Annotated in this window: 11 protein-coding genes; 5 read left to right on the top strand and 6 right to left on the bottom strand. The window is 75.2% G+C overall.

Features of this window, described 5'->3' with window-relative positions; translation table 11 throughout:
- Nucleotides 1–7: 7 nt before the first annotated feature.
- The gene (locus tag DEU32_RS04835) at nucleotides 8–877 is read right to left on the bottom strand and encodes an RDD family protein (RefSeq protein WP_114849582.1); all 870 of its coding nucleotides are present in this window, start codon (nucleotides 875–877) and stop codon (nucleotides 8–10) included.
- 68 nt (nucleotides 878–945) lie between these two features.
- Between DEU32_RS04835 and DEU32_RS04830 the strand changes: the two genes are divergently transcribed.
- Nucleotides 946–1,941 carry a stage II sporulation protein M gene (locus tag DEU32_RS04830; protein WP_114849581.1) on the top strand — a complete coding sequence of 332 codons (996 nt, stop codon included), beginning with the start codon at nucleotides 946–948 and terminating at the stop codon, nucleotides 1,939–1,941.
- A gap of 31 nt (nucleotides 1,942–1,972) precedes the next feature.
- On the opposite strand, the gene DEU32_RS04825 is transcribed toward DEU32_RS04830, so the two are convergent.
- The 5 genes from DEU32_RS04825 to DEU32_RS04805 all read right to left on the bottom strand — a co-directional run bounded on the left by DEU32_RS04825 (nucleotide 1,973) and on the right by DEU32_RS04805 (nucleotide 7,749).
- The gene (locus DEU32_RS04825; RefSeq protein ID WP_114849580.1) at nucleotides 1,973–3,349 is read right to left on the bottom strand and encodes a DUF58 domain-containing protein; all 1,377 of its coding nucleotides are present in this window, start codon (nucleotides 3,347–3,349) and stop codon (nucleotides 1,973–1,975) included.
- Nucleotides 3,349–4,305, bottom strand: a complete 957-nt coding sequence (locus DEU32_RS04820; RefSeq protein WP_114849857.1) for a MoxR family ATPase — start codon at nucleotides 4,303–4,305, stop codon at nucleotides 3,349–3,351. Before DEU32_RS04820 ends, DEU32_RS04825 begins: the two co-directional genes overlap by 1 nt.
- A 65-nt stretch (nucleotides 4,306–4,370) precedes the next feature.
- The gene (locus DEU32_RS04815; RefSeq protein WP_114849579.1) at nucleotides 4,371–5,765 is read right to left on the bottom strand and encodes a DUF4350 domain-containing protein; all 1,395 of its coding nucleotides are present in this window, start codon (nucleotides 5,763–5,765) and stop codon (nucleotides 4,371–4,373) included.
- On the bottom strand, nucleotides 5,762–6,400 hold the full coding sequence (locus tag DEU32_RS04810; RefSeq protein WP_147281408.1) for a DUF4129 domain-containing protein: 639 nt from the start codon (nucleotides 6,398–6,400) through the stop codon (nucleotides 5,762–5,764). The genes DEU32_RS04815 and DEU32_RS04810 overlap by 4 nt, the downstream gene beginning before the upstream one ends.
- Nucleotides 6,397–7,749, bottom strand: coding sequence for a glycerophosphoryl diester phosphodiesterase membrane domain-containing protein (locus tag DEU32_RS04805; RefSeq protein WP_114849577.1), 1,353 nt, complete (start codon nucleotides 7,747–7,749; stop codon nucleotides 6,397–6,399). Before DEU32_RS04805 ends, DEU32_RS04810 begins: the two co-directional genes overlap by 4 nt.
- A 148-nt stretch (nucleotides 7,750–7,897) precedes the next feature.
- Here DEU32_RS04805 and mtrA point away from each other — a divergent pair, with 148 nt between their 5' ends.
- The 4 genes from mtrA to DEU32_RS04785 all read left to right on the top strand — a co-directional run bounded on the left by mtrA (nucleotide 7,898) and on the right by DEU32_RS04785 (nucleotide 12,732).
- Nucleotides 7,898–8,572, top strand: coding sequence for an MtrAB system response regulator MtrA (gene mtrA / locus DEU32_RS04800; RefSeq protein WP_058742167.1), 675 nt, complete (start codon nucleotides 7,898–7,900; stop codon nucleotides 8,570–8,572).
- 5 nt (nucleotides 8,573–8,577) lie between these two features.
- Nucleotides 8,578–10,257: an MtrAB system histidine kinase MtrB gene (gene mtrB, locus DEU32_RS04795; RefSeq protein ID WP_258554783.1), complete on the top strand. Its 1,680-nt coding sequence runs from the start codon at nucleotides 8,578–8,580 to the stop codon at nucleotides 10,255–10,257.
- Nucleotides 10,254–11,933 carry an LpqB family beta-propeller domain-containing protein gene (locus DEU32_RS04790; RefSeq protein WP_114849576.1) on the top strand — a complete coding sequence of 560 codons (1,680 nt, stop codon included), beginning with the start codon at nucleotides 10,254–10,256 and terminating at the stop codon, nucleotides 11,931–11,933. Before mtrB ends, DEU32_RS04790 begins: the two co-directional genes overlap by 4 nt.
- Before the next feature lie 109 nt (nucleotides 11,934–12,042).
- Nucleotides 12,043–12,732, top strand: a complete 690-nt coding sequence (locus DEU32_RS04785; protein ID WP_174778047.1) for a ComF family protein — start codon at nucleotides 12,043–12,045, stop codon at nucleotides 12,730–12,732.
- Nucleotides 12,733–12,821 lie beyond the last annotated feature (89 nt).

The raw sequence follows: 12,821 nt of genomic DNA, 5'->3' as shown, positions 1-12,821 counted from the left end.
CGGCGCGTCAGCGCGGGAAGCCCGGCGGCCGGCCCGTTGCGGCCGCGGCGGCCCGGTCGAGCACGGCCGCCCGGGCACGCAGCGCCCGGGTGTCCCGGTCCCGCCGCAGCACGACGACCCCGGCCAGGAACACCTCGGCGGGTACGGGCGGCAGCGGGTGCACGTGCGGGACGACCTCGGCGGCGAGCCGCTCGGCCGTCGCCACCCGAGCCGCCGGCGCCAGGTCGGCGGCCCCGCGGAAGAACGCACCCAGGCGATTCTCGAGCCGCTGCGGCAGCGCCGAGACGTCGGCGGTGCCGGCCCACGCGGTGAGCTCGACGGGCAGGAGCACCTGAGCCGGACGGTGCCGGACGGCCCGCTCGTGCTGCACGACGGTCCCCGCGAGCAGATCCCCGAGGCGCCGCGGCCGACTGCCGAACAGGGCGACGACGAGGGCGATCGACCCGAACGAGCCCCACAGCTCCAGCAGGCCGACGAGCGCGCGGGTGATCGCGTGCCGGAAGCCGACCGCACCGCCGTCGAGCCGCACGACCCGGGTGCCGGTGGCGAACCGGCCGACGCTCCGACCGCGGGTGACGGTCTCCAGCGCAGCCGGGACGAGCACGAGCACCACGACGAGGACGCCGATCGACAGGGCGGCTCCCCACGCCGGGTCGAGGCCGTTCGGCCACAGCCGGGACATCCCGAGCAGCAGCATCAGGTACAGGACGACGAGGTACAGCCCGTCGAGCAGCCCAGCGGCGATGCGGAGCGCGATGCCGGCGGGCTGGACGTCGAGGGCGACCGCCTCGCCGACGACGAGCTCGTCCGCGGTGTCGTCGAGCGCGTGGACGTACCGCGCGTCGGCCAGGTCGCGGGGCGCTCGCGTCGTCGGCATGGCATCATTCTGTCGCACGGACCGAACGGTGGGACAGCACCGGACGGCGAGACGACGGGGGAGACGACGTGGACCTGGACGCCTACGAGGCCGTGCACCGCGACCGCTGGCAGGAACTCGACCAGCTCGCCCGCGCGCGTCCCCGCACCGGGGCCGACGCCGACCGGCTCGTCGCCGGGTACCAGGCGGCCGCCACCGACCTCGCGCGCATCCGCGCCGCCTCCCCTCGCACGGCGACCGGGGACCGGCTGTCGCTGACGCTCTTCCGCGCCCGGCTCCGGCTCACCGGCACCCCGGTCGACCCGCTCACGGCGCTGACCGGCTTCCTCGTGCTCCAGCTCCCCGCCGCGCTGTACCGCATCCGGTGGCTGACGCTCTGGGTCGCCGCCGCCACCGCGGTCGTCGCGGCCGTCGTCGCGGTGTGGATCAGCACGACACCCGGCGCGCTCGAGACCTTCGGGACTCCGGAGTCCCTCCGCCGGTACGCCACGCAGGACTTCCAGGCGTACTACTCCGACCACGGCCTCGGGGCCTTCACCGCCCAGGTGTGGACGAACAACGCGTACATCGCCGCGAGCATGGTGGCGTTCGGCATCACCGGGCTCTTCGTGCCGTACTCGATCGGGCAGAACGCGATCAACCTCGGGGTGTCGGCGGCGATCATGCACTCCGAGGGCCGCCTCGGCGACTTCTTCGTCTGGATCGCGCCGCACGGCCAGCTCGAGCTCTACTCGATCTTCCTCGCCGGGGCCGCGGGACTCCGGATCGCCTGGTCGTGGATCGCACCGGGGGAGCGGACGCGCGGCCAGGCACTCGCCGAGGACGGCCGCGCGCTCGTCACCGTCGCCCTCGGTCTGGTCGGCACGCTGCTGCTGTCCGGGCTCGTCGAGGGCGTCGTGACCCGCCAGGACTGGCCGTGGCCGGTCAAGATCGGGATCGGCACCGTCGCCCTCGCAGCGGTGCTCTGGTACCAGTGGGTGCTCGGCGGCCGCGCGTACCGCGCCGGCCAGCGCGGCGACGTCGAGGAGTTCGAGCGCGGCGCGACCGCGCTGGTCGCCGGCTGATCCCGGGGAGCCGCCACGCGCCTCCAGGCCGTCAGAGCCGGCCACCCGCCTTCGCACGGACGTACGCGTCGGCGACCAGCGGCGGCACGTCCGAGGGTCGTCCGCTGACGACCTCGGCCCCGGCGCGTCGGGCCACGTCCGCGACGCCGGCCGCGTCGAGCAGGGAGCGTTCCGCGGCGGCCCGCCGGTACACGTCGCGCTCCGCGCCGGACGGGAGGCCCGCGGCCCGTCGCGCGGACCGCCCGCGTCCGCCCCGGGTCCGGCCCGGCACGCCCCCGGTGACGGCGGCCGGGTCACCGGCGGCGGTGCGCTGCACGGCGGGGTCCTCGACGCCGGTGACGACGACCGCGTGGCGACGGGCGAGGCGGGGGAGGACCGCGAGCAGGTCGCCCGACGAACCGACGGAGTCCAGCCCGGTGAGGAGCACGACGAGGGCCCTGGCGGTCGTCACACCGTCGACGACGCCGGGGACGGCGGACCAGTCCGTCGCGCGGAGGCCCGGTTCGACGGTCGCGAGCACCTCGCCGAAGCGCTGCACGACGTCCGACCGGGTGGCGCCGCGGACGCGGTCGCGGACCGCGTCGTCGAGGACCACGAGGTCGACGCGGTCACCGGCCGCGGCCGCGAGGGCACCGAGCAGCAGCGCCGCCTCGATGAACGTGTCGAGGCGCGGTTCGTCCTCGATCCGACCGGCTCCGGAGCGCCCGGCGTCGACGACGACCACGACCCGGCGGTCGCGCTCCGGTCGCCAGGTCCGGACCACCAGGTCCTGCCGGCGCGCGGTCGCCCGCCAGTCGACCGACCGGACGTCGTCGCCCCGGACGTAGTCACGGAGCGAGTCGAACTCGGTGCCGTGGCCACGGAGCTGCAGGGTCGTCTCGCCGTCGAGCTCACGCAGTCGGGCGAGCCGGGACGGCAGGTGTCGGCGGGAGCGGAACGGCGGGGTGACGACGAGCGTCCCCGGCGCTGCCAGGACCCGCTGCCGTGCGGCGAGGCCGAGCGGCCCGATCGCCCGCACCGCGACCCCGGTCGTGGTGCGACGGCCGCGACGGAAGGGTGCGAACCGCATCCGCGCGGTGCGGCGTTCCCCCGGCGGCACGTCGAGGCGGAAGCGGCGCGGCTGCTGACCGGCCGAGGGCTCCCACATGTCGCGGAGCTCGGCGCGGAGCCGACGGGTGCCGTCGTTCGCGACGACGAGCGTGCCGTCGGCGGTGGCGTCCCGCCGTGCCGCGCGGGGCATCCGCCGCTCGATGCGGAGTCGCCCCGGGTCCGCGGCGAGGACGACGTCGAGCGCCGCGCCGACCACGACGACCGCCACCCAGGCGAGCCCCGCCCAGCCGCTGCCGAGCAGGACCGTCGGGACGACGGCGACGGCGAGCAGGACGACGAACCGACCGGTGACCGCCACTAGATCGGCACCCGGACCTGCTCGAGCACCTGTTGCAGGACGTTGTCGGCACCGACGCCCTCGAGCTCGGCGTCCGCGGCCACCCGCAGCCGGTGGCGCCAGACCGGCACGGCCATCGCCTGCACGTGGTCCGGCGTGATCGCGTCGTAGCCGGTGAGCCACGCCCAGGCCTTCGCCGCGGCGAGCAGGGCCGTCGCGCCGCGCGGACTCACCCCGACGCGGACCGACGGGGCCTGGCGGGTCGCGCGGGCCAGGTCCACGACGTAGGCGAGCACGTCGTCCCGCGCGGCGACGGCCTGCACGGCGCGCTGGGCGGCGCGGACCTCGTCGACGCCGAGCGCGGGCGTGATCCCGGCGGAACGCACGTCCCGCGGCACGAAGCCGTCCGCGTGCCGACGGAGCACCTGCCACTCGACGTCGCGCGGCGGCACGTCGAGGACGAGCTTCAGGAGGAACCGGTCGAGCTGGGCCTCCGGCAGCGTGTAGGTGCCCTCGAACTCGATCGGGTTCATGGTCGCCGCGACGAAGAACGGGTCGGGCAGCGGGTGTGCCGCGCCGTCGACGCTCACCTGGCGTTCCTCCATCGCCTCGAGCAGGGCGGACTGGGTCTTCGGGGGCGTGCGGTTCACCTCGTCCGCGAGCAGCACGTTCGTGAACACGGGGCCCTCGCGGAACGGGAACGTGCCCGTCGACGCGTCGTACACGAGCGACCCGGTGACGTCGCCGGGCATCAGGTCCGGCGTGAACTGGATCCGCTTGGTGTCGAGCGACATCGCCGCCGCCAGGCTCCGGACGAGCAGCGTCTTCGCGACGCCCGGGACGCCCTCGAGCAGGACGTGCCCCTGCGCCAGGACGCCGACGATCATGCCGGAGACGGCGCCCTCCTGGCCGACGACGGCCTTGGCGACCTCGGAGCGGAGCCGCCCGAAGGCCTCGCGCAGGTCGTCGCGCCGGATGTCGGGCCGAGCAGCGTTCCGGGCGTCGGGCCCTGCGTCGGTGGCCGCGCTGCTGGTGTGGTCGGTCACGGTCGTGCTCCTCGGTGCTTGTTCGACGGCGGGTGCTGGTTCGACGGCGGGTGCTGGTCGGGCGGCGGGTACTGGTCGGACGGCGGCTGCCGGTGTTCTGTGCGCCGCTCGCTGGTGGTCTGGTGCCGGTCGTCCGCCGGGCCGCCCGTCGCGGCGCGCAGCGACCGTTCGAGCGCATCGAGCTCGGACACCGCCGCGACCAGCGTCCGGTCGTCGCGGACGGGCCCGCCGACCAGGACCGCGCCGACCTCGGAGTCGGAGCGCCCGGTCGCGCGGGCGACGGCCCGGACGACGTCGTCGACGTGCGTGCTGCGGGGCAACCCGAGCCGCCCCGCACTCCGTCGGAGGGCGGCGACGCGCAGGGTGTCGAGCGCGTGCGTGCGGTCGCGGGTCCTGGCGTACAGGCGGGCCCGTCCCTCGGTGGTCTCGGCCGCGCGGACGACGACCGGCAGCCGCTCGACGACGAGGGGTCCGAGGCGTCGACCACGCCAGACGGCCGCAGCGACCGCGACGAGCCCGAGGAGGGCGAGGACGCTCGGCACCCACGGCGGGGCGAGCGAGCCGAGCGTCGGCGCGGCGTCACCGCCGGCCGGGGTCGGCACGTACCAGCTCAGCGTCGGGGTCGCGCTGCTCTCGCCGCCCTGGCCGAGCAGCCCGAGGGCGAGGGCCGCGTCGCCCGCGGTCGTGATCGTGTCGTTCCGCAGGGCGCCGGTGGTGCCGAGGAGGACGACGTCCCCACCCGCCGTGGCGGTCCGCGCGATGCCCCACCCGCGGCCGTCACCGAGGTCGGTCGACGCGCAGAGCTCGACGCCCGCGGTGTCGGCGTCCGGCGCCGCGACGTAGGCGGTGCCCTCGGTGGTGACCGACCGGGCGGCGGCCACCGCCGGCACGGGGCACGTGGTCGTGGACACGGTCCGGCGCTCGGTCACGCGCGACGCGGGCTCCAGCGGCAGCCCGACGGCGTCGAGCACGCGGGCGTCCTCGGTGACCAGGACGACGTGGGCGGCGCGGGCGACGATGCGCCGTGCGACCGCGGGGTCGAGGACCCCGGCGGAGTCGTCGACGAGGACCGTGCCGTCGCCGACACGGCCCGCGTCCCGCACCACGTCGACGGCGACCCCCTGCTCCTCCAGGACCCGGACGAGCGCGCGGGAGCCGCTCGCGGTCGTCGAGGTCGGGTCGAGCGGGGTCCGGTCCGTCGGCGCCGATCCCTGCACGACGGCGGTGGCCACCGCGAGGACCAGTGCGACGGCGACGACGAACGACCACAGGGCGATCCGGCGGGCGCGACCGCCGCGACCGGTCCCCGCGGGAGCCGGACCCGCGGGTGCCGGGGCCGTGGGCGACTCGGAGGGCGCGGTGCGCTCCCGGGTGGTACCGGCCGCGCTCACGCGGGGACCGCCGGTTGGTCTGGGCGGACGGGGCGGGTGGTCCACACGGTCCGCTCGGTGCCCAGGACCGCGCGGGCGATCGGTTCGTCCGCGGGACGACCGAGGTACCGCACGGCGTCGAACGCGGCGGCGGCCCGGGCGATGGCGTCGGCGGCGTCCGGGAAGGACGGCGCCGCACGGTCGGCGATCGCGCGGGCCGTGGCGCCGGGCACGTCCGGGACGAGGTCCCGTTCGCCGAGGCCCCTGGCGATCGCCCGGTAGCCGTCGAGGACCGCGCCGTCCCAGTCCCCGGCGCGCAGCGCTGCCCGTGCGGCCTCGGCGACGTCGCGCGCCGGACGCAGGTCGTCCGCGTCGAACACCCCGCCGATCGAGTCCGCGGCGGTGCGGGCGCGTCGGCGGGGGAGTCCGCGGGCGACGACCACGAGGACGACGACCGCGACGAGGACGACCACGGCCGTCCAGAGCAGCGTCTGCGCGACGGCGGGGGACCCGAGCCCGTCGGCACGGAGCGACTGCAGCCAGTCGAGGACCGCGCGCGACGCCCGGTCCCACCAGGTCGGCTCGACGGCCGCGTACTCGCTGCGCTGCAGTTCGCGCTCGAGCAGGTCCCGGGCCTCGTCCGGACCGGGGGTCACGGGCGACCGTCCGGCTTCCCGCCCCAGGTCGGCGGCTCCGGCTGCTGCGCGGGAGGGACCGGCCACTGCGGCGGCTGCTGCGACCACTGCTGCTGCGGGGTCCACTGCTGCTGCGGCGGCCACGGCCGCCCCTGCGCGGGCAGGAGCGGGTCGGCGGGCGCGAACGGGTCGCTCGGCTGCCCGGTCTCCAGGTGCGCCGCGATGCGCTGGTCGAGTCCCTCGGTGCGGATGCGTCGGTCGACCGCCAGGAAGGTCGTGATCGAGGCGGACAGCACGTCGACGACGCACTGGACCGCGATCACGAGCAGGCTCCCCACGACCAGGGCGACGACCGCGCCGACCCCCACGCCGGCCCGCGCGCCCGTCTGCCCGAGGGGGTCGAAGGTCCCGCCGAGCAGCAGCGCCCCGATGGACAGCGGCGTCGCGGCGATCGACGCGGCGAACCCGAACACGACCTGCACGAGCAGCAGGATGCCGAAGGTCCGCCAGAACGCACGCCGGGTGAGTCGCCACGACTGCGCGGCCGCGGCGAACACGGACCGGCCCTCGAGCGCGATCGTCGGGACCGTGAAGACGAACCGCGTGCCGAGCCAGGCGGCGAGCACACCGAAGCTGAGCGCGAGCACGACGAAGAGCAGGACGACGCCGCCGAGGCCCACGCGACTGCCCGACCCGATCGCGGCGACGCCGGCGAACGCCACCAGGCCGAACACCAGGGCGGCGACCACACCGGCGCCGGCCTGCAGCAGGATCCAGGCGAGGACCGACCACCGGCGACCGGCGAGCAGCCGCCACAGGCCGCCGAACGATGCACGGCGACCGAGGATCCGCTGCCCGGTGTCGACGGCGACGGGCGCCACGAGGAAGCCCCGGCCGAGCGAGGCGATGAAGGGCAGCGCGACGGACAGGAGCAGCCAGAGCGTGATCGACCCCGCGGTGACCGCGTCGGCACCCCGACCGGCGTCGACCGCGGCGAACATCCGCGACTGCAGGGCCTGCTGCCCGAGGGTCCCGGCGAGGGTCGACACCAACCCGAGCACGCCGCTCAGCAGCAGGCTCCAGAGCAGCAGGACCCGGGCGTTCCGCCGGAGGACGGTGAACGCACCGGACAGGACGTCCCCCAGCCCGAGCGGTCGCAGCGGCAGCACGGGACGCGAGCCGGCCTGCTGCGGCCCGGGCTTCCCGGACCACCCGCCGGACGGCGGCTGCGCGCCGGACCACGCACCGGACGGCCGCTGCTGCCCCGACCACCCGCCGGACGGCTGCGAACCCGGTGCCGGTGACGTGCCTCCCGGCCGATCCGTCCCGTCACGCGACCCGGACGCTCCCGGTACCTGCCAGTCGGACATCCCCGCCCCCGTCGTCATCCGTCGGCCGCGCTGCGGTCGCGCGCGGACACTCCCATCCTGTCGGAAAACCCGGCCGTGCGGGGGACGGCGCTATCGTGACAATGGGTGCCGGTCCGGCACCACCGCCCGCCACCCGGAGTCCACGCCCATGACACCGCGCATCCTCGTCGTCGACGACGACCAGGCCCTCGCCGAGATGATCGGCATCGTCCTCCGCTCCGAGGGCTACGAGCCCGAGTTCAGCGGCGACGGCAACGACGCCGTCGACGCGTTCCACAGCACCAAGCCCGACCTCGTCCTGCTCGACGTCATGCTCCCGGGCATCGACGGCATCGAGGTCTGCAAGCGGATCCGCGCCGAGAGCGGGACGCCGATCATCATGCTCACCGCGAAGGGCGACACCGCCGACGTCGTCGCGGGGCTCGAGAACGGCGCCGACGACTACGTCGTGAAGCCGTTCAACCCGAAGGAGCTCGTCGCGCGCATCAAGACGCGGCTCCGACCGACCGCATCGGACGCCACTGTGCTGCACGCGGGCGACCTGACCGTCGACGTCGCCGCGCACGAGGTCCGTCGCGGCGACACCGTCATCGCGCTCACTCCGCTCGAGTTCGACCTGCTCCGGGCGCTCGCCGAGAAGCCGAACCAGGTGTTCACGCGCGAGATGCTCCTCGACCAGGTGTGGGGCTACCACTACAAGGCGGACACCCGGCTCGTGAACGTCCACGTGCAGCGACTCCGCGCGAAGATCGAGCACGACCCCGACAACCCCCGGATCGTGACCACCGTGCGCGGCGTGGGGTACCGGGCCGGAGGAGCCTGAGCACCGTGTCGTCGGGACCGTCGCGCGACCTCTTCGGCCGCGGCTGGGCGGCGCGCGCGCGTCGCCGGGTCCGCCGGTGGGTCCGGCGCGGCTGGTACGCCGTCGCCTGGCTCTGGCGACGCTCCCTGCTGGTCCGGTCGGTCGCCATCACCGTCCTGACCACCGGGCTCGCCGTCGTGGTGATCGGCACCGCGGTGATGATCAGCATCTCGAACAACGTGTACGCCCAGCGCCGCGACCAGATCGAGGCGGAGTCGGCCCGGGCGACCGTCGTGGCGCAGGGCATCTTCGACGCGGCGACGGCGGCCGAGGACAACAACCAGACCGAGCTCGAGACGCTGCAGAGCGAGGCGCAGCAGGCGATCCTGTCGAACACGACGAGCCCCGGCGGCACGAGCATCGCGATCGAGCGGAGCCCGGACCAGTCCACCCCGCAGACCCTGCAGAACCTGGCGAGCTCGGACTTCCCGGACGAGGTCATCACCGACGCACTCCGGCGCGAGGTCGCCAAGGACACCGGTCGACTGAGCCTGCAGGCCGTGCGGCTCGACGACGGCGGCCGTCGTGAACCCGGGCTGGCCGTCGGGTCGGTGCTGCAGATCCCGAGCGCGGGCCAGTACGAGCTCTACATCGTCTACGACCTGTCCGACGCGCAGCAGACCCTGGACTTCGTCTCGCAGACCCTGTCGATCGGCGGCGTCGCGCTCATCGTGCTCATCGCCCTCGTGACGTCCCTCGTCGTGCGGCTCGTGGTGGTGCCGATCCGTGGTGCGGCGGAGACCAGTCGGAAGATCGCGGCGGGGCGCCTCGACGAACGCATCCCCGTCCGCGGGCACGACGACATCGCGATCCTCGCACGGAGCTTCAACGACATGGCGGACGCCGTGAGCCGGCAGATCACCCAGCTCGCCGAGCTCTCCCGCGTGCAGCAGCGGTTCGTGTCGGACGTCTCGCACGAGCTCCGGACCCCGCTCACGACGATCCGGCTCGCCGGCGACATGCTCTTCGACTCCCGGCACGCCTTCGAGCCGTCGGTCGGTCGGTCGGCGGAGCTCCTGCACGCCCAGGTCGAGCGCTTCGAGCTCCTGCTCGCCGACCTCCTCGAGATCTCCCGCTACGACGCGCAGGCCGTGCAGCTCGACACCGAACCCGTCGTGCCCGCGTCCCTCGCGGTCGACATCGTCGAGGAGTTCCGACCCCTCGCCGAGCGCGCCGGCGTCGACCTGCAGCTGGCCACCCCCGGCGGCCACACCACGATGCAGCTCGACGCGAAGCGGGTCCGGCGGATCCTGCGGAACCTCGTCGGCAACGCGATCGAGCACGGTGATGCGAAGCCCGTGCAGGTCGTGGTCGACAGCGACTCGCGCAGCGTCGCGATCGCCGTCCGCGACCAGGGCGTCGGCATGCCGCCGGAGGACACCGCCCGCGTGTTCGACCGGTTCTGGCGGGCCGATCCGAGCCGCAAACGCACGATCGGGGGGACCGGGCTCGGCCTCGCGATCTCCCTCGGCGACGCGCGGCTGCACGGCGGACGCATCGACGTGTGGTCCCGCCCGGGCGAGGGGTCGACCTTCGTGCTCGTGCTGCCGCGCGGCGAGCAGGTCGGCACGGCGACGTCCGCGATCCCGCTGCCCGAACTCGACGAGGCGTACGACGGCCCCCGGGCCGTCCGGGAGGAACGATGAGGAACACCCTCCGAGCCGCGGTGGCGACCGCGCTCGCGGCCCTGACCGTCGTCGCGGTCACCGCCTGCGCGGCCATCCCCACCGACGGCCCCGTGCGCGCCGGCCAGTCGGTCAAGGACGAGTCGATCTCCGGGGTGGACTTCCGCCCGGACAAGCCCGTCGACGGATCCGACCAGACCGCGATCCTGCGCGGCTTCGTCGCCGCGGGCACGGGCGCCCAGGACGACTACGCGATCGCCCGGGAGTTCCTCGCGGACGGCTTCGCGAAGAAGTGGAACCCGCGCCGCGGCGTGACGATCCTGCAGGGCAGCGGCACCGTCGAGCGGGTCGCCGACCGCGAGCTGACCTACACGCTCACCGCGAGTGCGACCGTCGACCAGGACGGCGAGTACACCCAGGCCGTGCGCCCGACCACGTCCACCCTGACGTTCCAGTTCGTCCGGCAGGACGGCCAGTGGCGCATCGCCTACGCGCCCGACGGCATCATCCTGACGCCGGTCAGCTTCGAGTCCGTGTTCCAGGAGCACGCGCTGTACTTCTTCGACCCCACCTACCAGTTCCTCGTGCCGGACGAGCGGTGGTTCCTCGCGCGCTCGTCGACCAGCACCCGGATCGCGAGCGCCCTGCTCGCCGGACCCGCTGACTGGCTGAAGGGCGCCGTCGTCTCGGCGTTCCCGGAGGGCACGCAGCTCTCCTTGAACGCGGTCACGATCGACAACGGCACCGCGCTGGTCGACCTGTCGAGCGACGCCCTCAGCTCGAGCAACGACGACAAGGCCCGGATGCGCGAGCAGCTCACGCGCTCCCTCGCCTCGGTCGCGTCGGTGTCCTCGGTCTCGATCACCTTCGAGGGCGCCACCTTCTCCGGCGCGGAGCAGGACGGCACCCCGGCGCAGGTGAACCCCGACGTCGACCCGCGGCCCCTGGTCGTCCGGGACGACCAGGTCGGCTTCGCGACGGCCGGGGGCAAGGTCGCACCGCTCGGCGGCGGGCTCGCCGACACCGTCGCCGGGCTCGACCCGCGGTCCCTCGCCCTGTCCGCGTCCGGCACGGTCGCCGCGGTCGGCAACGCCAGCGGCGTCGTGGTCGCCCGCGGCAAGGACGCCCTCCGCGTCGACGCGACGCCGGGACTCGTCCCGCCGTCGATCGACGATCTCGACTTCGTGTGGGTCGGCCGGTCCGACGACACCGGCCAGGTCACGGCGTACGGCCTCGGCGGCGACCCGCACGCCGTGAAGACGACGCTGCCGCAGGGCAAGCTCGTGTCGTTCCAGCTGTCCCGCGACTCCACGCGCGCGCTCGCACTCATCGAGACCGCGGACGGTCCGGCCCTGTACGTGATGGCCGTCGTGCGTGGCGCCGACCGGACGCCGACGAGCCTCGGCTCGCCGGTGCGCGTGCAGGCCGCGAGCGGCGACGCCGTCGGCGCGGCCTGGGTGAACGACAGCGACGTCGTGTCCGTCGCCCAGACCGACGCCGGTTCCGAGGTCGTCCGCTCCACGGTCGGTGGGCAGTCGAGCACCCTGCCGAAGGCCGAGGGCGTGGCGACCGCGGTCGTCGGGGGCGACGGCGGATCGATGCTCCTGCGGATGTCGGACGGGTCCGTGCTCCGGTCCACCGGCGGTGGCTGGGACACCACCGGGGTCACCGCGGACGTCCTCGGCGTCCAGCGCTGATCGGGCGGCCCACCCCGTTCCTCCTCCACAGGCCGGCCGGACAGGAGGCCCGTCCACCGTCCTTCCTGTCGGCGCGCGTCCGCAGGACGGTCACCCCGAGCATGGGGACGTGACCCGAGCGCAGCCCGACCCACCCCCGCCTCGCGACCGCTGGGCGGACGCCGCCCTCGCGGTGCTCGGTCTGGTCCTGCCGGTCGCATGCGTCGGGTGCGGCGCCCCGGACCGGGCGCTCTGCCGGTCCTGTCGCGCCGAACTCGACGCGCTCCCCACGTGCCGCCGCCTGGTGGCCGGCGTGCGGCTCGACGCCGCGTGGTCCTACGAGGGCCTCGTCCGCACCCTGGTGCTCGAGTGCAAGCTCCGGAGCCGCGTCGACCTCGCCGGGCCGCTCGCCGGACGGTTCGGCGTGCTCGTCCGGCGCGCGCTCGCCGACCACCCCGAGGCGGTGCTCCTGCGCGTCCCGCCGTCACGCCGCGGAGCTCGACGTCGCGGGTTCGACCCGGTGGTCCTCCTGCTGGGGCGCGCGCGGCTGCGACGACCGCGGGCGCTCGTGCGCGTCCGCGTCGGTGGCCCGGGGCAGCGGGTCGCCGCGGGGCACGGGCAGAAGGAGCGGACGGCCGTCGAACGGGTCGTCGCGACGGTCGGCACCCTGCGCGCCACCGGCGTGACCGATCGGGACGTCGTGCTCGTCGACGACGTCGTGACGACCGGGGTCACGATGGCCGAGGCGATCCGGGCGGTCCGCGTCGCTGGCGGCCGGGTCGTGCGGTGCGTGGCGCTCGCCGAGGTGGACGCCCGGTGACGCCTGGGTGTCCGGTGGGTGTCCGCACCGACCCGCCGAGGGGTGGTGACGGCGGCTCGGTCGGGGGTCTAGCCTCGCGGCAAGGCGTC

The organism is Curtobacterium sp. AG1037, from assembly GCF_003349855.1.
Taxonomy (GTDB): Bacteria; Actinomycetota; Actinomycetes; order Actinomycetales; family Microbacteriaceae; genus Curtobacterium; species Curtobacterium citreum.
Note: the sequence above shows the minus strand (reverse complement) of the source record. Positions and strands in the feature narration are given on the sequence as shown.

What these genes read in the sequence shown, in the direction of transcription:
- DEU32_RS04835 (WP_114849582.1), bottom strand. Translation starts at nt 877, where the DNA reads ATGCCGACGACGCGAGCGCCCCGCGACCTGGCCGACGCGCGGTACGTC.
- DEU32_RS04805 (WP_114849577.1), bottom strand. Translation starts at nt 7,749, where the DNA reads ATGTCCGACTGGCAGGTACCGGGAGCGTCCGGGTCGCGTGACGGGACG.
- mtrA (WP_058742167.1), top strand. Translation starts at nt 7,898, where the DNA reads ATGACACCGCGCATCCTCGTCGTCGACGACGACCAGGCCCTCGCCGAG.
- DEU32_RS04790 (WP_114849576.1), top strand. Translation starts at nt 10,254, where the DNA reads ATGAGGAACACCCTCCGAGCCGCGGTGGCGACCGCGCTCGCGGCCCTG.